The organism is Paenibacillus sp. NPDC058367 (assembly GCF_042723305.1).
Taxonomy (GTDB): domain Bacteria; phylum Bacillota; class Bacilli; order Paenibacillales; family Paenibacillaceae; genus Paenibacillus_AQ.
In genome coordinates, this window is sequence record NZ_JBHXIZ010000008.1 from 109478 (window position 1) to 130654 (window position 21177).

The window sequence follows — 21177 nt, forward strand, 5'->3', positions numbered from 1 at the left end:
CAGTCACTCCAACTGCTCCAGTTGCTCCAGTCGCTCCATCTGCTCCAGTTGCTCCTGTTGCTCCAGTCACTCCATCTGCTCCCGTTGCTCCAGTCACTCCGTCCGCTCCTGTTGCTCCGGTCACTCCATCCGCTCCAGTCGCTCCGGTCACTCCGTCCGCTCCCGTTGCTCCTGTCACTCCATCTGCTCCTGTTGCTCCAGTCACTCCATCTGCTCCTGTTGCTCCAGTCACTCCGTCCGCTCCTGTTGCTCCGGTCACTCCATCCGCTCCCGTTGCTCCCGTTGCTCCAGTCACTCCGTCCGCTCCCGTTGCTCCGGTCACTCCGTCCGCTCCCGTTGCTCCAGTCACTCCATCTGCTCCTGTTGCTCCTGTTGCCCCTGTCACTCCGTCGGCTCCTGTTGCCCCTGTCGCTCCGTCCGCTCCCGTTGCTCCTGTCGCTCCTCCGGCTGCCCCTGTTGCGCCAGTCACTCCGGCTGCGCCAGTTGCACCAGTCGCTCCGTCGGCTCCAGTTGCTCCTGTCGCTCCAGTCGCCCCGTCTGCTCCGTCGGCCCCTGTTGCACCAGTCGCTCCGTCGGCTCCAGTTGCACCAGTCGCTCCGTCGGCCCCAGTTGCTCCAGTCGCTCCATCCGCACCCGTTGCCCCTACCGTTGCTCCAAGTAATTCAGCATGGACAAGTCGGTGAGCAGTCACAATTTGACCTACACTATTTTTTCCCCAGACTGAAATTTGAATAGGATCATCTACCAGGCTTAAAGTGGTAAAAATAAATTCAAACGCATCAAAATCCGCATAATAGTCCTTTGTTATAACTTGATCAGGCATAACGTTAACAAGCTCACTAACATATAAAGTTCTTGTCCCATCCATATAATATCCTTGGACGAGAACTGTAGAAGAAACAACATCGCTTCGGTTATCGATTTTGATCGTAACATGTTGAGTAGGTCGTATACCTCCCACCATGGTATTATCTATCGGCCCGGTAGATAAATAACTCAATTTTCAACACTCCTTTAGATTATTGCTGTATGTTTTTCCCACGCTACTATACGATGAGAATCTACCATTTCTCCCGAAGCCTGTTTTCCCCAGACTGAGATCCCTATCTCTGCTTCAACTTCTTCTAATGTTACAAACTCAAATTCAAATGCGTCTAAATCAGCAAAATAGTTCCTAGTTAGAACTTGGTTAGGTGCGAGACTTACCATTTCATTCACATACATCGTTCTTGACCCATTTAGTAAGAAGCCTTGAATGACGAGATTATAAGAATTAAGAGAATCACGATTAACTACTTTTACTGTTACGATTTGCGTCTGTCTGATCCCCAGAATTGGACTATTATCTATAGGTCCAGTTGAAAATAAAGCCATCTTTATTCACTCCTCCCTTCCACCAGCAGTTTGAAAGATTAAAAACTACAACACTAGTAACATGGTTCATAACTAATAGCTCTATATAGTAATATTCTGTATTTAAAATTAATGTGTGGACATTTAAGCAAAGGAATTGCCACCCGAAAAAAAAGACAACCTTCTATTCTTTGAATTTGTAATCTACTAATCGGACAATCTAAAACTCAAGCTTCTTCTAGACTTTACTGATTAACACCCTATTGCTTTTTTCGAAATATTCGTTATACTGATAAAAATTATTCAAGCATCGATGAGCGGGAGAGTAGTTAACGTGTTCTAGTCCACAGCGAGCCGGGTAAGTGCAAGCCGGTACAGATCACCTAATGAAGCGCACCCGTGAGATGGACTTCTGAACCTAAGTAGGAAGTCCCGGCTGAAGACCGTTATCCTGTAAGGTGGCTAAAGATCTGTTTAGCAACGAGAGTGGTACCGCGAGCGCTAAAGCCCTCGTCTCTTTTGAGACGAGGGCTTTTTTGTATTTTCAAAGGAGGGTATAAAATGTTAAGTCAAATCATCAAACACAGCATTGAACAAAGTGTAAAAAAAGTATTCCACACCTTAGAAGTTGCCTCCCCAAACGATGTTGCAATTCTGATCGAACAGCCAGCTAATCTAGAGCATGGTGATTATTCCTGCAATATTGCTATGCAGCTAGCCAAACTCCTGCGTAAATCCCCTCTCGTCATAGCAGAGTTAGTAAAAGCAGAAATTAAATTACAAGAGAGATACACGGGTCTTTTACAAAAAGTCGAAGTAGCTGCTCCTGGATTTATTAATTTGTATATGAATTGGCAGGTGTGGGCTAAACATTCCTTTAATCTGCCTGACAGCACAAGGGAAAAGGTCATCATAGAGCACACTTCAATCAATCCAAATAAAGCTGCTCATGTAGGTCATCTGAGAAACGCTTGCATCGGTGATGCGCTGGTCAGAATCATGAAAAGAACCGGACATAACGTAGAGGTCCATAACTACGTGGATGATCTGGGCAACCAGCTGGCAGATACAGTCGTTGGTTTATTAAATGTACCTTTAGAAGGGAAACATCAACGTTTCGGTGATTATTGCTGGGATCTATATGCCAAAGTGAACAAAGAATATGCACGGAATCCAGAGATCACTCACAAGCGCACGGATATGCTGCATGCCCTTGAACAGGGTGATGGTAATGAGGCGTGGCTGGGCAACCTAGTTGCTGAACGTATTGTGAGAGAACATGTAGCGGAAATGAAGCGTTTTGGTATTCACTATGACCTGCTGGTGTGGGAGAGCAATATTTTAAAAGAGGGCTTCTGGACAGCCGCATCTGAGCTATTGAAGCAAACGGCAGTTTTTGTACAGGAGACTGAAGGCAAGCTTGCGGGCTGCTGGGTGCTAAAGCAAGGGACAGAGGTTAGCAGTGGAGCGGAGTCAGAGGATCATCAGATGGATAAGGTGCTTGTGCGTTCGAATGGGATTTTGACGTACACAGCCAAAGACATTGCTTATCATCTCTGGAAATTCGGTCTACTATCCAAAGATTTTACCTACAGTGAATTCTCGTCTGGTTTATGGACCACAGGATTAACTGGAACCCATGAGCCTTATGGACATGCCGACCGTGTTATTAACGTGATCGATTATAGACAGGAATATCCGCAACAAATGGTTAAGCAGGCTTTAGGAGCACTAGGATATAACGAGCAGGCTGAGAAGCTCCATCATGTAAGTTATGGCGTTGTTTCTCTTAGTCCGGCCTCTGCTGCTGAGCTGGGGATAGATACTTCAGAAGGAAAATCTTCTTATGCCATGTCCGGGCGCCAAGGAATCGGCGTTAAGGTGAGCGATTTAGTAAAGCTTATGGAACAGAACATAGAACATTCGCGCTCTGATAAAGAGGGTCTTTCCAGCCATATCATTGCAGCTGCTGCTATTCGTTATTATCTGCTGCGGTTTAACCTGGGAACGGAAATCGTGTTTGATTTCAAACAGGCTACCGAAATATCCGGTAATACCGGGGTTTATCTGATGTACACCTATGCCCGTGCCAGCAGTGTTTTGAGCAAATCTACAATCCCATTCAGCACAGATGCCTCAAAGCTTCAATTTCCACTCGAAATGGAAAAAGCAGAGCTCGCTTTGCTGAGACAGCTTAGCCTCTGGCAGGAGACATTGCATTCTGCCAGCATAGAATTGACGCCGAATATACTCTGCACATACGCGCATACCTTAGCCACACTTTTCAATAACTTCTATTCTATATGTCCGATTTTAAAAGGTGCGGAGGCTACCATCGCGTTCCGCCTCTGGCTCACTTCGAGATTTAAGGACACTTTAGGTGAAGTGCTAGAGGTGCTTGGGTTACCGACACCGAGCCGTATGTAGTAAAAAAAGGGCAATCTCCACGCTTATCGCGGAGATTGCCCTTTTTTTATTATCTTACTTATAAATGTCTATCACATTTCCAGCTTCTACGCAGAGACGATCAAAGTCCTCACGTTTGATACGGATACCACCACTACGGTAGCGATTAAGCGTACCTTCGGCTTGAACTTCTGTACCGTTAACAGTAATCCGACTGTTATCAGAGCCCGTAAGGTGATAAATAAAGTCTACCTTAGTGCCTGCATATTCAAAGCTAAAGCGCATTCCGTCCAGCGACTCCGGCAGAATTGGATCGACGATTAAATCTCCGCCTTCCGTACGGATCCCCAGTGCATTCGAGATCAACTGGTTCATGTAGATCCCAGGACCGCTTGAATAGATTCTCCAGCCACCTTTAACCGCTACGTCACCATTACGCAGTTTATCGAAATTCTCCTGTGCCTCGTAACGGGTGTTAAATTTACCATCCGAGCTACTGAAATAAGAGTTAGCCTGACGTAGTTCAGCGTTTGGCACCACGTCGCGGATTCCGATCGGATTGATCGCCGCTAGGCCATTCCAAACCTGATCGGTTTTCCCTAGCTTAGCCATAGCTTCTACATAACGGATGTGTGCATGTACATATTGAAGTCCAATTTCCCGACCAAAGTTAGAAGCTTGCTCCGCACGTTTGAAATGGGTGCTTACGCCGCCAACATATTGAGCTGGACGGTTCATCAAACGAACGCCATCTGGACAGAACAGTTTATCTTGGATTACTTCATAGTGGGCTTCGGCTTGTTCTGGTGTAAGCAGCTCACTGATCATACTGCGCGTCATTGGCAGCAGACGGTATTGGATCCCTGTTTCCGTATCACTTGGATGTACCATAAGCTTCACTTGCTCTGGGTCCTCCATATACAAGAAGCCTGGAATTACCTCAGATTGAAGCATATGTGTGTTGAAATCCTCACGGATTCCCTCCACCATCGCTTTCAACTCTTCCGAACCTGCTGGATCAACTTTATGAAGCACTTCTGAGAACTGATTCAATGTCTGATAGGTAAGCGCCACTGTCCAGCTGCTAACCATGTACTGCTTCAGCTGTGGATTAGCCGGTTGGAGTGTATCATCCCAGTCACCATCACCGTAAGAAGACAAATGCGTGTCATGCAGGAAGTGATTCTTAATATAAGCAACTTCCTTCCGTGCATGATCCAGCAGCGTCGCTTTTTCCTCTGTAAAATCAAAGCTATGCTTACGAGTATAAGGCACAGTCGCTTGCAAAATACTGTAGTCTTGCGTTACCGCCAAATAGTCTCCAAGCACTTTGAGTGGCCATACAATAATATCTCCGTGGCTCTCCTCTTGCTGAATCTTCGTATATTTATCAAACATGAACCACTGTGGCCAGTTACCATCATCTTCATATTGATGAGCATACAGGGTCAGCAATATTTCGCGAACCTGATCGTATTTTTGCGTAGCCATGAAGTATTCCACTGGTCCCTGACACACGTCACGGGTTCCCCAAGCAGCGCCGCCGTATTGTTCCAATCCGTGAGGGACTGAATAATGGACGAGCATATTATGTGTATACCACCAAGCTAGAGCATTTACCTTAAACAACTCACCTTCTGACCCATCACCTAACGTCAAGCGGAAGCCATTCATAACCCCGCTGTAGAACTCGCGGTATGCGAAAATCTCCTCTTCGGCTGTACGGCTGCTCGATTGAATCTCCTTACCATCCAGAAGACCTTGAATGTTCAATGTCCATTCACTGCTCTCCGACAGTTCCAGAATAGCTAGCGGCGCATCTGACTGGTCAGCATGAGAGACAAGTCTACCTTCATTTTGAAGAGTGAAATCCGCTCCCTGTACCTGGAATTTATATTGCAGATCAGGATATTCTCCTGCACTTAGTGCACTTCTATCAGCCGAGAAGGTTACGGTTCCCTCTTCTTGTTTGAATTGATATGGAAGCTCGTATTCGTTAACGTTCATAGTGATTTGATTAGTGACTAGATAGCGATAAGCTTTTCCACTTTCCGTACGCACATTCAGGAATATCTCCGGAGAATCTGCAGTAGTGTAGTTCGTAATAATAAAGCATTCGCCATCTGTTCTGTAATACCAACGGGCATAGTTGAAACCAACCTCGAACAATGAAGGCATGGTCAAGAGGCGATATTCGCCATTCCACTGTACATAGATTCTTTGTCCCGAAGCCTTTGGAATGTTAATTGCATTTCTGGCATTGGTCATGAGCTTGTTGAAATTGGTATTGCCAATAACGATTTGAGAGTTAAATATTCCGTACATATAGGAAGTCGTAGTGATTACCTTATCGTTAAGTCGGGCATTATCCCCACTCATTAGAATATGACCATGAGGACGCTCTACCTTAAGTTCCTTCTCTTTTAATACAACATGCTCATAATTTTCCGTGAAGAAAGACAGAAGCTGGTCTCCCTCTTTTTCCTCTTGATAGCGAACCGGGAACAAGGCTTCGATCTCTTCGCTCGTCAGAGAATTTGCAGCTAGTGGTGCTCCCAGCTCTTTTGTCAAGAAAGAACGCTCGAGCGGTGCTTCAGCTTCTAAAGGCAACTCTTTTACCGTTTCCCAAGCCGCAGCAACATCCTTCGTGAATTCTAACGAGGTAATCGCTTCTGGATGATCTTGCTTGAACAATCCATAAAATACAAACCGGGCTTCCCCACTCAGCTTCACCCGCTCCGATTGCAGCGCAGTATAAGCGAATTCATATTGATAGATTTCATTACTTAATTGCTCACGGCTCAGGCTTTCTGGTTGATTGGTCTCTTTATAAGACAATCCAAAGAATTGGAAACCATCTGTTGAGAAGCTTGCTGCCTTAGTGATTGCACCCTGTTGTAGATATGGAAATTTGCCACCTTGCGGTTGATTCTGTCTGGAACATACTACATATCCCTTTGACTGATCCTCGAATACGGCGTGGTCAATATACTGTGACAGATAGGCTTCATTACTGCGAACAGCACCGATATCGGCAATACCCACATCTTGTCCGTACACGAGATCCACATCTGCATCTTGCCCTTTAAGCTTCACGTCCCAGAACCAAGCGCCTTGAGCCGTCGGAGTAAAAATAACCTGATACTCGATATTTTCCGCAGTACCTTCCCAAACCAAGCGGTTCCCAGCCTTACGTACAGTGCTTGAGGAATGAATGCCCAGCAAAGGAACAGCTTGAATGCTTCCATTACTATGAATGCGTAAATATAGGTTGGATAAGGAGCCATCCACGATATTAGGCAGCAATTGATTGATCATTGTCCGTTCATGGAGAACTTGGAACAAGTCCCCACTGTTTGTAAAAGTGAATGATAAGTCTCCAGCGTTTAAATGGATGTTAGAATTCATATTAGTAGTCATATTCTTGCACTCCTCTATTACGACAGCCTGTGTCGTATATATTCTACTTAAGCTAATGTTAAGCGAAAATCGCGTTCTTTAACCTCTTGGCTATTTGGACCCACAAACAATTTGAATTGTCCCGGATCACTGCTAAAGCTTAAGTCGCTATGATAGTAACGAAGCTGTTCTTCTGTAAGCGTAAAGCTCACTTCCTGGCTTTCTCCCGGGGAGAGGCTGATCTTGGCAAAATCTTTCAGTTCCTTCATTGGTCTGACAACTTCTCCTGAAATGTCTCGGATATAGAGCTGCACTACCTCTTCACCTTGTACATTACCCGTATTAGTCACCGTAACAGTTACTTTAATAGGCTGATCCTTCGTCATTATTTCACCGGAAAGGATCGGTTCACTGTAGCCAAATGTCGTATAACTAAGACCAAAGCCAAATGGCAGGAACGGCTCATTAGGAATGTCCAGATATTGTGAGACATAACGCTTGTCCGCACCCGGTGCATGTAGAGGACGTCCAGTGTTGAAATGATTGTAATAGACCGGAATTTGCCCAACAGATACAGGGAAAGACATCGTTAATCTTCCTGACGGATTCTCGTCACCATACAGTAGACTGGTAATCGCCGCGCCGCCCTCGCTTCCTGGGAACCAGGCTTCCAGAATAGCATCCGCGTTCTCGATCACACCACTAAGATTCAGCGGGCGTCCGTTAAACAACACCACCACAACAGGCTTACCCAGCGTCTTCATACGTTGCAAAAGCTCACGCTGCGCTTCCGGCAAGCGGATATCTGAACGACTTCCAGCTTCTCCACTCATATCTGAATGTTCTCCAAGCGCCAGCACAATCACATCGGCTTCCAGCGCTGCCGCTTTCGCCTCCAGCCATTGCTCTTCTGTAAAGCTCTCAATCCCGGAGCCTTCTGCAACGGTAACCTTACCAGCAGCTGCACGAGCTTCAAAAGCTGGTGCAAGACGGCTAGCTTCTTCTGTTGAACCCAACCAGGACCATGGTCCAAGAATATCTCCGTTATTAGCAAACGGTCCGATTAGCGCAATCCGCTGCTCTGTCGCAAGCGGCAGAACCTGATCATTCTTCAGTAGAACGCAGGATTTAACCGCTAATTCTCTCGCTGCTGTCCGGTGAGCATCACAGAAAATTACCTCGCGCTCTTTCTCTATATCTGCCCCACGTAACGGATTCTCAAACAAGCCCAGTCTTTGCTTCAATTTCAAAATACGAAGTACGGCTTCATCAATGATACTTTCATCCACTTGCCCGTCAGCTACAAGAGCTGGCAATTGGTGCACATAACACTCTGTCATCATCTCAATATCCACGCTAGCTTTGATAGCTTTAAGTGCTGCTTCAGCCTCATCCTCGGCGACACCATGCGGGATCAGTTCCTTCACCGCGCCCCAATCGGAGATCAACACGCCGTCAAAGCCCCATTCCTCACGCAGCAGCTGACGAAGCAGCTTAACGTTTCCGCTTATTGGAATCCCATCAATCGTGTTGAACGAAGTCATAACCATTTCTGCACCCTCATCCAGTGCTGCACGATAGGCTGGCAGATAATATTCCCGTAGCTGACGTTCTGATAAATCGACCGTATTATAATCCCGTCCGCCTTCGGATAGACCATAGGCTGCAAAGTGCTTAACGCAAGCCGCAAGACGACTTACATCACCCGTCAAGTCATTTCCCTGAAACCCGCGTACAAATGCACGGGCAAACCTACCATTCAAATAAGGATCTTCGCCGGTAGACTCCATCACTCTTCCCCAACGCGGGTCCCGAACAAGGTCCGCCATAGGTGCAAAAGTAACGTGTACACCAGATACTGCCGCTTCTTTAGCAGCAATCTCAGCGCTTAGCTCCGCCCGTTCCATATCCCAAGAGCAACCAATCGCCAGTGGCACCGGAAAAATCGTCTTAAAGCCATGCACGATATCCGCCATCATCAGCAGTGGAATACCCAATCTATTTTTACGTAAATGAGCTTCTTGGACGGCAATGACTTGCTCTGCGCCCGAAAGTCCAAGTACTGAACCACTGTTCTCAATCATGTGATCCGTAATCCCCATGGATGCCATAGGGCCAGTGATTTGCCCTCCTTCTTCCGCTCCTTCATAGAAATTAGCAGCTAGCTGCTGCAATTGTGCTATTTTCTCTTCAAGCGTCATCTGGTTCAACAGGGACGTCAGTTGCTGGTCTTTCATCTCAAATCCTCCATAATATCTCTTTCTGCAATTGCTCATTGCTCTTAGTTGTACAAGAAATCAAAAGTTGTCTTCAGATGCTCCTCCCAGAATCTCCATTCATGTGTTCCCGGAGTCTCAACATATTGAAATGTATAGGGACTCGCTTGCATATGAGAAGCAAATTCCCGGTTCATCTCCACAAATGGATCTTCCGAGCCACAGCAGGTCAAAATTGAAGGCAGCTTACGTTTATCGTCGACCAATTTAGCCGCTAAAGCATAAAGATCTTGATCCAGCTTAACTTGTAAGCGTTTTCCGAAAGTGCCTGCCATCTCCCTCGCCATATCCGAAGACATTTGCGGGTCTTTCAATCTTTTCTGAATATCTGTAACGCCTGATAAGGAAACTACTTTGCTGTAACGCTCAGGATAGGTAAGTGCACATTTTAGCGCCCCATATCCGCCCATTGATAGTCCGGTAACATACGTCTTTTGCGGATCATCATCCAGTCTCATCATTCGGCCACAAAGCTCAGGAAGCTCTTGCGTAACATAGTGGAAGTAATCCAGTCCGTACTCCATATCTGTATAATAGCTTCTTCCTACCTGAGGCATTATGACTGTACAGCCATACTTGTTAGCATACTGCTCAATGGTGGTCAGCCTGTACCATGTGCTAGCATTGTCGCCAGCACCATGTAACAGATAGAGCGTTCCTCCGGTGGTATTGCCCGAATCAACGGGGGAGATGATACTGATGGACGTTGTCATTCTTAAGGTAGGAGAACCAGTCTCAACGGTTAGAAGTGCCATATGTCATCTCCTTACGGAACCTTTTTTAAAATATAAGAAATTATATGCTTACGCTATAAATTATCCTTCTATTTCTCGCTCAAACGCTTACCGTCCTTATAAGGACGCCAAAGGCGTTTATGCTTGTTTATTAATCTTCTTACAAGATCCCCGCTTTACCAAAACAGACTCGAATACCACATGTTTGTTCTCCGATTGTCCCGAAATCAGGTCAAACAGAATTTCAACACTGGCTTTCGCCATATCCACCCCAGGTTGGCTAATCGTATCCAGCGATGGGTGATAGTATTCTGCCATCTCTATACCGTCAAATCCGATGATCGAAATATCATTTGGAATCGATAGACCCAAAGACAATAAAGCCTTGGCAGCTCCGATAGCGATGGTATCTGATGCGGCAAATACAGCGGTGATATCTTTTTTCTTATTAAGCAGTCTTTTCGTAGCCGTGAAACCAGAACTTGGACTGTATTCACAATCCTCTACCAAGGAAGCATCATACTCAATCCCATGATCCTCAAGCGCCTTAATATAACCCATAAGACGACGGTTTCCGGTAGTATGCTGAACCAGAGGAAATCTGGCCAAAAAACAAATGCTCCGGTGTCCGAGTGAAATTAGATAGCTCACAGCTTTATAAGACTCTTGCATATCATCAATGATCACACTGGAGAATACGGCAGGATCAACATCCTTCGTAGTCGTGATGGTAGTCAAAACGAATGGGATCGGCAATTGTTTGAATTTTTCTTCAGAATGGTCATATGTACCACCCATAAAGATTACCCCGTATAAATTCTTTTCCTTCACAAGCTGAAGAGCAGCATTGATCTCATCCACTCCATCTTCAACATGCTGGATCAGAAGCGGGCAGCCGCGCAGATTCACTTGACGCTCTACTTCTTTGATCATGTCTGCAAAAAACGGATTTGCAATCCCCTTAACCATAAGCGCTATCGTATTAGAACGCGTTTTTTTCAGATTGCTTGCATTTCCATTTGGAATGTAATTATGTTCTCTTACAACAGCCATTACTTTAGCTCTGGTTGCATCACTTACGACACCGGAGTTATTAATTACCCTGGAGACCGTGGCGATACCAACGCCTGATAGCCTTGCAATATCCTTGATATTCATAATTCCCCCTGTTTCACCCCTATAATGAGCTCCCCCTGCACCTGATATAATCAGCTTAGTGGAAACGCATAAAATGATGGGAAACGTTTCCCATGACATCATTTTGACTGTTTTCGGATCTAAATCGCTTAATACGTTCATTATGGACAGATATTTTTTAGAAGTCAACCTATGATTTTTGACTAAAAATGATTCGCATCTCAAATTCGTTTTAAATTTTAATTGTTTCGATGTTAAATAGTAGTCTTTCTGCTTGCATTGACTTTAAAATAAGAATAGAATAGCATCGATTTAGCTATTTAATATCTAGTCAGAGGAAACGTTTCCACATCATTTTCAATGATTTCGACTACCAAACTTCCTAATCCCAGCTTGGAATCTAAGAAAGAGAGGGCTACATTTTATGTTAAACATGACTCGCTTCGAAGCCCAGATCCGCGAACGTGGATTGAATGTGTTCAATGTTCGTGTGCTTCAAAATGGAACGTTAGTGGGAAAAGTGGATCTCGCAGAGGATATTCGGCGCTTGCAGCATTCGGTCAGCAAATCTTTTACATGCATGGCGGTGGGTCTAGCCATCGAAGAAGGAAAACTATCACTAAATACAACACTTAAGGATGTGTTTCCAGATTATGCATTTGCTCATAAAGAGGCCCTTCCTTCCATGCAACCTGGGGAGTTGACCTTGTTCGATTTACTACGTATGAGTACAGGGCATGATTCCCCACCGTTTTGGATTGAAGAAAGATTGGCCTTGAAGGATGTAAATTGGATACAACATTATCTATCACTATCTTTAGACAGACCTCCTGGGGAACAGTTTACCTACAGTAGCGGGGATACCATTATGATCTCTGCAATGGTTCAGGCCCGTGTCGGACAAACCGTAAAAGATTACCTCGTTCCCCGCCTCTTTACCCCACTAGGCATAGAAAACGTCGATTGGGAAACGGCCCCTCAAGGGATCACCCTCGGTTGTGCCGGACTTCAGATCAATACGGAAGAACTAAGCCGATTTGGACAGCTTCTTTTGCAAAAAGGAATGTGGAAGGGACAGCAGCTTATTCCCGCAGCTTGGGTTGATTTAGTTACACAAAAGCAGATCGAAAATGACGGAGCTGGTGATTGGGGCCAAGGGTACGGCTGTCAATTCTGGTTGTGTACGCACGATGCTTATCGTGCCGATGGCGCTCATGGTCAATTCTGCATTGTTGCACCGGATGCACAAGTGGTAATCGCTATTAACAGTATGGAAGATAATATGCAAGCTATTCTAGACACTGTCTGGGAGGAGATCTGGCCGCTTCTTTAGCGGTGGGCATATGCGAGACAGCCTTCTCACGGGAAGGCTCAAGGTGCCGAGAAAGTAGTGGAGGCTACTTTCTCGGCACCTTCTTTTCGTATAATTAGGCCAACCCAAATTATAAGGTGGCCTTTTTGAGAGTAATTAGGGAAAAGCTCCCTCTATTTAGCCGATAATTGCTTGAAATGAATGAAAAGAGGGAAATCCTCCCTAAAAATCGGGGGAATATCTATATTCGCCAACGAATTAGTTAAATTACAGGGAGGATTTCCCTAATTATTAGTCTATTGAGTAGAAAGCTCTGAATTATAGGGAGATTTTCCCTAATTATCTATCAGAGCTTCAGTTTACTTACTTTGGCGAGGATGCTCTGCACGCAAAAACAGCCTTCCCGAAGGAAGGCTGTTACTTGACGTCCCGGAAGGGATTCGAACCCCTGACCGTGCGCTTAGAAGGCGCATGCTCTATCCAGCTGAGCTACCGGGACACATAAGAATTAATGATATGTATTGACGCAACGATATTTATTATACCTTATTCAGCAGAATTTTCAAGATCAAACATTTTGGAAAATAAGTAATCTTAATCCTAATTTGATAATAACGAGGGTATCCTAGCTATTTTCATAGCTTACGGATACCCTTATTTCTACTCCATATTACTCCAGATTCCGAAAATGCTGCTCCAGCTGCTTTTTTAAATCTCCGTATGTCATTAATTCTCTCTGAAACTTGGAACGTTCATCTTCTGGCGTCATAATCATACTGCCTGTAAACGCGCTAGAAGTCACATCTTTAAAAGCATCATGCATATTGTTATCAAACCAATCGGTAGAAGTATCTGCGTCGTTAGTGAGGATACGGACAATCTCATAGCCTTCTTCGCGCTGATCTTCTACGATATACACCAAAAGCGCAGGATCACTAACAGCACCTGGCAATACACCTACTTCTGCACAAGGCGCACCGTCATACTCCATCATTCTGCGAATTTTGGCATCTTTAATGTAATACACCTGTCATCCTTCCCTCCTGGCAAATTCCTCTCTCCCCTAGTGTTCGGATAAGGACATACATTTTATGCCTTCCTTCGGCATATATCTGTATTACTTGGCAAAAAAGTAAGGACAACAATCGCACAAAAAGAGAGGATGAACCATCATGTGCGGAATAACCGGATTTATCCAGTGGCGCGGAGATCTCACGCAGCACTCGCAGTTGCTGGTCAAAATGACTGAAACTTTAGCAAACCGCGGACCCGATGCAGCTGGAACTTGGATTTCAGGTCCTTGCGCATTCGGTCACCGCAGACTTAGCGTTATCGATCCAGAGAACGGCGCGCAGCCTATGATCACCCGCCATGAAGAACAGGTATACGCGATTGTGTACAACGGCGAATTATATAACGCACCCGAGCTCAAACAAGAACTTAAGCAGCGGGGTCATCAATTCCGTACCCAATGTGACACCGAGGTTCTGCTGCATGCCTATATCGAATGGGGACCGGATTGTGCAGAGAAGCTCAATGGGATCTTTGCCTTTGCAGTGTGGGACGGACTTCGGGATCAGGTCTTTTTTGCACGTGACCGCTTAGGTGTGAAGCCTCTGTTCTATAGTAAAGTGGATGACGTCTTAGTTTTCGGATCAGAGCCTAAGGCGCTGCTGCAGCACCCCAAGGTACAGCCAATAGTCGGGCCCGAAGGGTTAGCGGAAATTTTCATTATCGGTCCAGCCCGTACGCCAGGACACGGTGTTTATAAGGATATGCAGGAACTTCGTCCGGGGCATGCCATGATCTATAGCCGCGAAGGTCTGCGCAGTTACGCTTATTGGAAGCTGGAAAGCGCAAAACATACTGACAATGAAGCAGAGACAGCCGCTAAAGTACGTGAACTGCTACAGGATACGCTCGAACGCCAACTGGTTTCAGATGTTCCAGTCTGCTCGCTCTTGTCAGGAGGGCTGGACTCCAGTGCGCTAACAGCACTTGCAGTCGATTACTACAACCGAAACGGCCAGGGACGAGTGGATACGTATTCCGTCGATTATGTCGACAACGACAAGCACTTCAAGAGCCATACTTTTCAGCCCGGAGCAGATGGTCCATGGATTAAGCGAATGGTCGATGAATTAAATACGAACCATCACTATATCTCATTTGATACGCCAGAGCTTGTAGAAGCACTTGATAATGCGCTGTACACACGCGATTTACCTGGGATGACCGATGTTGACTCTTCTTTGTATTTATTTTGCCGTGAGATTAAAAAGAATGCTACTGTAGCCATTTCCGGCGAAGCTGCCGATGAGATTTTTGGCGGATATCCTTGGTTCCATCGGGAGGAGATGCTCTCCTCGGGCACTTTTCCTTGGTCAGTTGCTCCTAAAATGCGTGCAAGTCTATTATCCCCTGAAGTTAATGAATGGATTCGGCCGCTGGAATATTTGGGTGACAGATACAGTGATGCAGTAGCCGAAGTCCCAACATTGGATGGGGAGACAGGTAAACAAGCACAAATGCGCGTAATGTCCTATTTAAACATCACCCGCTTCATGCCTACTTTGCTCGACCGTAAGGACCGAATGAGTATGGGCGCCGGACTAGAGGTACGTGTTCCTTATTGTGATCATCGGCTCGTTCAATATGTCTTTAATATTCCTTGGGAAATCAAGAACCTGAACGGTCGTGAAAAGGGGATTTTGCGCAAATCGCTTGAGGGAATTCTTCCAGATGATGTGCTATATCGTAAAAAAAGTCCTTACCCGAAAACCCACAATCCAGCCTATTTAAACGCAGTACGAACACAAGTATTGAACATTCTAGATGACTCTACTTCGCCAATACTTCCTTTAATCGATGCCGCCAAAATCCGTGAGATCGCCGCTTCCCCAGAATCCTCTACCAATCTGCCTTGGTTCGGTCAGCTCATGTCCGGTCCTCAGCTGTTTGCTTACCTAGCTCAAGTAGATCTCTGGCTGCGTAAATATAACGTCTCCATCCAGTAAGCGACAAGCCAAACAGCAAGTCCCCGTATCGGTGGCTTGCTGTTTGGCTTGTATTCGTAATTTTTAGAAATTAAAATTGTCCGGATCCGGACCGAAACGATGGTCTCTGTTCAAATCTTCGATGGCTTTAACATCCTCATCACTTAACGTGAAGTCAAAGAATCCCGCATTCTCCTTGATTCGATCCGCATGTACTGATTTCGGAATCGTAATGACGCCTTGCTGCAAATCCCAACGAAGTACAATTTGAGCAGGGGTCTTATCATACTTTCCAGCCAGCTCTTTAAGGAGGGGGAGATCTAAGTTCCCTTGCATTAGCGGACTCCAAGCTTCAAGCTGGACTCCTTGCTCATTGGCATACTTCAGCAACTCGCGCTGAGTCAATAGCGGATGGAATTCCACCTGGTTTACCACTGGAACTACGCTAGTGTCCTCGATGATATCCTTCAGATGATGAATCTGAAAATTGCTCACACCGATAGATTTGATGAGACCCTCTTTTTGCAGATGAATCAGAGCTTTCCAAGTCTCCCGATACTTTCCTGCCACCGGCCAATGTATAAGATACAAATCTATATAGTCCAGCCCCAGCTTGCGCCGGCTAACTTCGAACGCTTTCAGCGTTGATTCATAGCCTTGATCAGGGTTGCGCACTTTCGTCGTAATAAACAGTTCATCACGGGCCACTCCACATTCACGAATAGCCTGACCTACACCTTCTTCGTTATTGTAGCCAGCAGCTGTATCAATACTGCGATATCCAAGCTCCACTGCGGTCTTGACCGCGTGAATAACCTCTTCCCCATCTTTAGTCTGATACACGCCAAGGCCTAGCCACGGCATGGTCACTCCATCATTTAAAGTCGGACCTCCCGAGAACGGTGCATTCAATTCACTCATCGCTTAACCCTCCAAGCTTATTGTTATTTCATTAATCTTACTTAACCTAAATTCACGCTTCAGAAGCAAGCGCTACCACAAAAGTATAGCAGACTGCTTCATCATTCCCAAAATCCTCATAAAAAAACGGAGGCATATATAAAGCCCCCGCTCTTCTTTATTTCTCAATCAGTTTGAAATCATCAAAATGGAATTCAGGAGAAACGATACAGGATACCAGTACTGGTTCTGATCCTAACGGACGAGCCGCCTGCCATACGCCTGCTGGAACTACGACCTGCGGCTGTTGACCTGCAGCAATATCGAGACCCAGAATAACTTCCTGCACATCCTCAGGCTTATCTCCATTACCTCCGAGACTAAGCACTATTGGACTACCGGAATGCCAGAACCAAACTTCATCGGACAAAACAGTATGCCAATCAGATTGTTCCCCCTCGTGTAGCAAAAAATAAATCGAAGATGCCGAATGGCGCGATCCGGAATAGCTATCCCCAAGCACTTCCTGCGGAATTTCAAATTCGGAGTTCCAAAGTCTTTTGTACCAACCGCCCTCAACATGGGGTTGTAATCCGAGCAGTTCAACTAACGGTGAGATTTCTTTTTGTGTCACGGTAGCTTCTCTCCTTCAAAGTTTGCATGAGCAACAATAGCTTCGTATGCATAGGGTTGTTTTTGCTTTTACTTTAACGGAATAAGCACGAATTGTAAAATCTATTTACTATCCTTGCTCGCTTTGAATACCTCAGCAATCGCCCCAAGACTTCCCAGCGTTTCAACAGCGCTTGTTGGCAAGAATACTTTATTTGCAGGACCTTTGGCGATTTCAGCCAGAGCCTCGAAGGAGCGATATGCGAGCACATGCTCATCCAGACCTGCTGAGCGAATCAGCTCAATGCGTGATTTTTCTGCTTCAGCCACGGCTTGAATTGCTTTCGCCTCACCATGAGCTTCCAGCTCCTGTGCTTGTCTTGAACCCTCTGCTTGGCGGATACGTGCTTCCTTGTCGCCTTCCGCTTTCAGAATCTTGCTCTGCTTATCCCCTTCAGCACGCAGGATCATATCTTGCTTGGCAGCTTCCGCTTCCAAAACAATCGCCCGTTTGCTCCGCTCTGCTTTCATCTGCTTATCCATTGCTTCTTGAATATCGAGCGGCGGCTTGATATCGATGACTTCCACACGCTCGATTCTTACGCCCCACTTCTCTGTAGCCTCATCAAGCGCCAGACGAATATCAGTTGAGATTTTTTCACGCCCAGACAGCGTTTCATCCAATTCTAGCTTACCAATAATTTGCCGCATAGTTGCCGTTGAAATGTTTCTTACCCCATATACATAATCGGAAATGCCATACGTAGCTTCCTCTGGTCCCACTACCTGATAGAAAATAATCGTGTCAATCTGCACCTGCACGTTATCCTTCGTGATCACCGTTTGCGGAGGCACATTCGCTTGTTGAATCCTTAGATCATGGTAAGTACGCACCTGATCAATCACAGGTATCAGAATGTTCAGACCCGGCGTCAGTAGACGATTGAATTTACCCAGACGTTCCACTACACCTACCCGTTGTTGCGGTACGATTTTGATCGTTAATGCCACAAATACTACGACTACCACTAGAATAATTGAAATAATTGCCCATTCCATTAGTTCATATCCCCCCATCGTTCTACTTCAATAATGGTCGTGCCTCTCTTCACTACTCTGACTACTTCGTCCTTGCCCAAAGACTGGTCAGAGCTCGCGCTCCACGTATCTCCGCCTACCTTCACTTGCCCATAGCGCCCTTGCTCAATCGGCTCAATGACGACTCCTTGCCTGCCTACGATTTCTGTGCCTGTATCCTTGAACCCACGTGAACTGCGAAATTTAGAAACCAGTGGTTTCGAGAATATAGTCAGACCAAGTGCGACCAGTGATCCGAGGATCACCTGAAACAAAATGGCTTCAGGAACAATCATCGACACCACACCTGCGGCCAACGCACCAATACTAAGCCATAGCAGATAAAAAGTAAGCGTCATCATCTCTACAACAAACAGGACACCGGCTGCGATCAACCAAAACACAACCATCGGTGAACCCACCACCTTCCTTATGATACTACTATAACGAAAAGAAACAGCGATGCGTTGCGTAATTCCGTAAAAATATTGCAGGCATGTATATAATTTATATTCATAACATCGGAGGTTATGTGTTCTGCATGAGTTTCCTTAAAAAGAGGACATACACCTTTTCTATCAAAGTTCACCTAAACAAGTATCCATGAATTAGAAAAATGTCCCCCTATATTACTGAATTTTATCCCTAGCATAATCGCTCTCTATGCTTGAAAATAAGAAATGCCTTCACCCATAAATAAGAAATTAATCCTAATTATTGAACTCCAAACCCACTCTTCTACTCACCCTACACCCCTTCAACAATGTTACATCTACAAGTTTATCAAAAAGGAATCCTTAAAACAGCAGTTTAGAAAGCGCTTACTTATTGTGTGAGCTTTATGTGGACCGCTATTTTTTTGCTGCTAAATCTATGAAATGGGTGTCAGTAGAATGAGAGATATGCAAGGGTGAAGGTACAGGTGAATTTCAAATTATGGGAGGTGAAGGTAGGGTTTCTTGCCGAAAAGAATTTCGAACTACACATTGAACCTTGGAGGTATAAAATCAATGATATTCACGAAAAAAAGTTCACGTAAGACCTTTGCGATCGCGATGATCGCCGCGCTTGTTCTTACACTTTTTTCAGCCCTGGGTAGTAGTGCCAAAACGGCCAACGCCGCACAGGATTATAAACTGGTTGGTTATTACGCTTCTTGGGCCGCTTACGGGCGGGCTTACAATGTATCAGATATCGATCCTACCAAAATGAATGTCATTAACTACGCCTTCGCAGATATTTGTTGGAATGGCATTCACGGCAACCCTGACCCTACCGGCCCTAATCCGGTAACATGGAGCTGTCAAAATGAGCAAGCACAGACCATTAACGTTCCGAACGGCACGATTGTTCTGGGTGACCCGTGGATTGACACCGGAAAGAGCTTCGGGGATGACAAATGGGATGACCCCATCAAAGGTAATCTGAAGCAACTATGGAAGCTGAAAGAAAAGAACCCGAACCTGAAAACGTTGATCTCCGTTGGGGGCTGGACCTGGTCGAACCGTTTCTCGGATGTGGCGGCTACAGCCGTAACCCGTGAGGTTTTTGCCAACTCAGCGGTAGACTTCATTCGTAAATATAAAATGGACGGGGTCGATCTCGACTGGGAGTACCCAGTCAGCGGTGGGCTCGCAGGCAACAGTTATCGTCCCGAAGATAAGGAAAACTATGTACTTCTACTGCAAAAAATTCGTGAGAAGCTAAATGCTGCCGGTCAGACCGATGGCAAAACCTACCTGCTGACCATTGCTTCCGGTGCAGGACCGACGTACGTCAATAACAATAATCTTGCAGGTATTGCTTCCATTGTTGACTGGATCAATATTATGACCTATGACTTCAACGGGAGCTGGAATAAGACCACCGGTCACAATGCTCCTTTGTACTATGATCCAGCCGCTTCTGCATCAGGCCTGACCGAACCGCAAAATTTCAATGTCGATAAAGCGGTAACCAGCTATTTAGCCAATGGCGTACCCGCGAACAAGTTAGTGCTTGGTATGGGATTCTATGGCCGTGGTTGGGGAGGTGCTCCTGCCGCAGGAAATGGCCAATATCAATTGTCCGCTGGTATTTCGTCCACGGGCACATGGGAAAAGGGGAGTTATGACTTCTATGACCTCGAAGCTAATTACATTAACAAAAACGGCTATACCCGCTATTGGAATGACATTTCTAAAGTGCCTTATCTCTATAATCCAACGAACCAAACTTATATCAGCTATGACGACGTAGAATCTTTTGGCCATAAGATCAGTTATCTCAAATCAAAAGGCTTAGCGGGTGCCATGTTCTGGGAGACAAGTGGTGACCGGAACAAAACACTGACCAATAAGTTGAACGCCGACCTTGGCGGAGGAGTGGTACAGCCGACACCAACTCCGACACCAACCGCAACAGCAACTCCAACACCAACGGCAACAGTAACTCCAACCGCAACTCCGACTCCTACGGTAACTCCAACGCCGACGGCTACTCCGGGACAATGCGCAGCGGCGTGGAACCAGACTGCCGTATATACTGGCGGCCAGCAAGTTTCTTACAACGGTTCAGTCTATGAAGCTAAATGGTGGACTCAAGGCGATCGTCCCGACCTTAGCGGTGCTGCTGGAGTCTGGAAATTCATCAACGTATGCGGGACAGCAACTCCGACTCCAACGGCAACAGTGGCACCAACCGCAACTCCAACACCAACGGCCACTGTAACACCGACAGCAACAGTAGCACCGACGGCAACTCCAGCGCCAACTGCAACAGTAGCACCGACGGCAACTGTTGCACCGACCCCTGGGAGTTCTAGCTGGATTGTAGGAATCGCTTACAAAACGGGTGACATCGTTAGCTACAACGCCAAAACATATACTTGCCTCCAGCCCCATACTTCACTTCAAGGCTGGGAACCGGCGACCACACCCGCACTCTGGAAGCTGAATTAAGACTCATTATTAACGCGAAAGGATCACCGTTCCTGT

At 45.9% G+C, this 21177-nt stretch carries 15 protein-coding genes, 1 tRNA gene and 1 other annotated feature; of the genes, 4 read left to right on the forward strand and 12 right to left on the reverse strand.

The window, feature by feature from the left end:
* Both ACFWMP_RS28505 and ACFWMP_RS28510 read right to left on the reverse strand, forming a co-directional pair.
* Positions 1-1000: calcium-binding protein (locus ACFWMP_RS28505; RefSeq protein ID WP_379425637.1), on the reverse strand; the 1000-nt coding region annotated here is incomplete at its 3' end.
* Between the two features lie 14 nt (positions 1001-1014).
* Complete coding sequence (locus tag ACFWMP_RS28510) at positions 1015-1374, reverse strand: hypothetical protein (RefSeq protein WP_339243336.1); 360 nt, start codon at positions 1372-1374, stop codon at positions 1015-1017.
* Positions 1375-1657: 283 nt separating this feature from the next.
* Positions 1658-1874, forward strand: a binding site (T-box leader).
* A gap of 40 nt (positions 1875-1914) precedes the next feature.
* Here ACFWMP_RS28510 and ACFWMP_RS28515 point away from each other — a divergent pair.
* Entirely contained in the window at positions 1915-3780 is a 1866-nt protein-coding gene (locus ACFWMP_RS28515) for an arginine--tRNA ligase (protein WP_379425640.1), read from the forward strand.
* 54 nt (positions 3781-3834) lie between these two features.
* Here ACFWMP_RS28515 and ACFWMP_RS28520 read toward each other — a convergent pair whose 3' ends face one another.
* The 4 genes from ACFWMP_RS28520 to ACFWMP_RS28535 all read right to left on the reverse strand — a co-directional run bounded on the left by ACFWMP_RS28520 (position 3835) and on the right by ACFWMP_RS28535 (position 11326).
* A complete protein-coding gene (locus ACFWMP_RS28520; protein WP_379425642.1) occupies positions 3835-7179 on the reverse strand; it encodes a GH36-type glycosyl hydrolase domain-containing protein in 3345 nt (1114 codons plus the stop codon).
* A 47-nt stretch (positions 7180-7226) separates the two neighbouring features.
* Positions 7227-9395, reverse strand: a complete 2169-nt coding sequence (locus tag ACFWMP_RS28525) for a glycoside hydrolase family 3 N-terminal domain-containing protein (RefSeq protein ID WP_379425644.1) — start codon at positions 9393-9395, stop codon at positions 7227-7229.
* Positions 9396-9439: 44 nt separating this feature from the next.
* Positions 9440-10189: an alpha/beta hydrolase gene (locus tag ACFWMP_RS28530; protein ID WP_379425646.1), complete on the reverse strand. Its 750-nt coding sequence runs from the start codon at positions 10187-10189 to the stop codon at positions 9440-9442.
* Between the two features lie 117 nt (positions 10190-10306).
* Complete coding sequence (locus tag ACFWMP_RS28535) at positions 10307-11326, reverse strand: LacI family DNA-binding transcriptional regulator (RefSeq protein ID WP_076300475.1); 1020 nt, start codon at positions 11324-11326, stop codon at positions 10307-10309.
* Between the two features lie 403 nt (positions 11327-11729).
* Between ACFWMP_RS28535 and ACFWMP_RS28540 the strand changes: the two genes are divergently transcribed.
* Positions 11730-12638: a serine hydrolase domain-containing protein gene (locus ACFWMP_RS28540; protein ID WP_379425648.1), complete on the forward strand. Its 909-nt coding sequence runs from the start codon at positions 11730-11732 to the stop codon at positions 12636-12638.
* A 404-nt stretch (positions 12639-13042) separates the two neighbouring features.
* Here ACFWMP_RS28540 and ACFWMP_RS28545 read toward each other — a convergent pair.
* Both ACFWMP_RS28545 and ACFWMP_RS28550 read right to left on the reverse strand, forming a co-directional pair.
* Positions 13043-13116: transfer RNA gene (locus ACFWMP_RS28545), tRNA-Arg, on the reverse strand.
* Positions 13117-13287: 171 nt separating this feature from the next.
* Entirely contained in the window at positions 13288-13644 is a 357-nt protein-coding gene (locus ACFWMP_RS28550; RefSeq protein WP_076286059.1) for a hypothetical protein, read from the reverse strand.
* Between the two features lie 145 nt (positions 13645-13789).
* Between ACFWMP_RS28550 and asnB the strand changes: the two genes are divergently transcribed.
* Positions 13790-15634 carry an asparagine synthase (glutamine-hydrolyzing) gene (gene asnB, locus ACFWMP_RS28555; protein ID WP_076300472.1) on the forward strand — a complete coding sequence of 615 codons (1845 nt, stop codon included), beginning with the start codon at positions 13790-13792 and terminating at the stop codon, positions 15632-15634.
* A 63-nt stretch (positions 15635-15697) separates the two neighbouring features.
* Here the strand turns inward: asnB and ACFWMP_RS28560 are convergent, their stop codons facing one another.
* From ACFWMP_RS28560 to ACFWMP_RS28575, 4 genes are all read right to left on the reverse strand, one after another.
* Positions 15698-16534: an aldo/keto reductase gene (locus tag ACFWMP_RS28560; RefSeq protein ID WP_042191319.1), complete on the reverse strand. Its 837-nt coding sequence runs from the start codon at positions 16532-16534 to the stop codon at positions 15698-15700.
* A 157-nt stretch (positions 16535-16691) separates the two neighbouring features.
* Positions 16692-17147, reverse strand: a complete 456-nt coding sequence (locus ACFWMP_RS28565; protein ID WP_042191321.1) for a cupin domain-containing protein — start codon at positions 17145-17147, stop codon at positions 16692-16694.
* Positions 17148-17248: 101 nt separating this feature from the next.
* Entirely contained in the window at positions 17249-18184 is a 936-nt protein-coding gene (locus ACFWMP_RS28570; RefSeq protein WP_042191323.1) for an SPFH domain-containing protein, read from the reverse strand.
* Positions 18184-18612, reverse strand: coding sequence for an NfeD family protein (locus ACFWMP_RS28575; protein WP_149644740.1), 429 nt, complete (start codon positions 18610-18612; stop codon positions 18184-18186). Before ACFWMP_RS28575 ends, ACFWMP_RS28570 begins: the two co-directional genes overlap by 1 nt.
* A gap of 600 nt (positions 18613-19212) precedes the next feature.
* Between ACFWMP_RS28575 and ACFWMP_RS28580 the strand changes: the two genes are divergently transcribed.
* The gene (locus ACFWMP_RS28580) at positions 19213-21141 is read left to right on the forward strand and encodes a glycosyl hydrolase family 18 protein (protein ID WP_339243343.1); all 1929 of its coding nucleotides are present in this window, start codon (positions 19213-19215) and stop codon (positions 21139-21141) included.
* Positions 21142-21177: the final 36 nt, after the last annotated feature.

Excerpts from the sequence above, each read along its gene's own strand:
- ACFWMP_RS28510 (WP_339243336.1), bottom strand. The coding sequence starts at position 1,374 with ATGGCTTTATTTTCAACTGGACCTATAGATAATAGTCCAATTCTGGGG.
- ACFWMP_RS28515 (WP_379425640.1), top strand. The coding sequence starts at position 1,915 with ATGTTAAGTCAAATCATCAAACACAGCATTGAACAAAGTGTAAAAAAA.
- ACFWMP_RS28520 (WP_379425642.1), bottom strand. The coding sequence starts at position 7,179 with ATGACTACTAATATGAATTCTAACATCCATTTAAACGCTGGAGACTTA.
- ACFWMP_RS28525 (WP_379425644.1), bottom strand. The coding sequence starts at position 9,395 with ATGAAAGACCAGCAACTGACGTCCCTGTTGAACCAGATGACGCTTGAA.
- ACFWMP_RS28530 (WP_379425646.1), bottom strand. The coding sequence starts at position 10,189 with ATGGCACTTCTAACCGTTGAGACTGGTTCTCCTACCTTAAGAATGACA.
- ACFWMP_RS28535 (WP_076300475.1), bottom strand. The coding sequence starts at position 11,326 with ATGAATATCAAGGATATTGCAAGGCTATCAGGCGTTGGTATCGCCACG.
- ACFWMP_RS28540 (WP_379425648.1), top strand. The coding sequence starts at position 11,730 with ATGTTAAACATGACTCGCTTCGAAGCCCAGATCCGCGAACGTGGATTG.
- asnB (WP_076300472.1), top strand. The coding sequence starts at position 13,790 with ATGTGCGGAATAACCGGATTTATCCAGTGGCGCGGAGATCTCACGCAG.
- ACFWMP_RS28560 (WP_042191319.1), bottom strand. The coding sequence starts at position 16,534 with ATGAGTGAATTGAATGCACCGTTCTCGGGAGGTCCGACTTTAAATGAT.
- ACFWMP_RS28570 (WP_042191323.1), bottom strand. The coding sequence starts at position 18,184 with ATGGAATGGGCAATTATTTCAATTATTCTAGTGGTAGTCGTAGTATTT.
- ACFWMP_RS28575 (WP_149644740.1), bottom strand. The coding sequence starts at position 18,612 with ATGGTTGTGTTTTGGTTGATCGCAGCCGGTGTCCTGTTTGTTGTAGAG.
- ACFWMP_RS28580 (WP_339243343.1), top strand. The coding sequence starts at position 19,213 with ATGATATTCACGAAAAAAAGTTCACGTAAGACCTTTGCGATCGCGATG.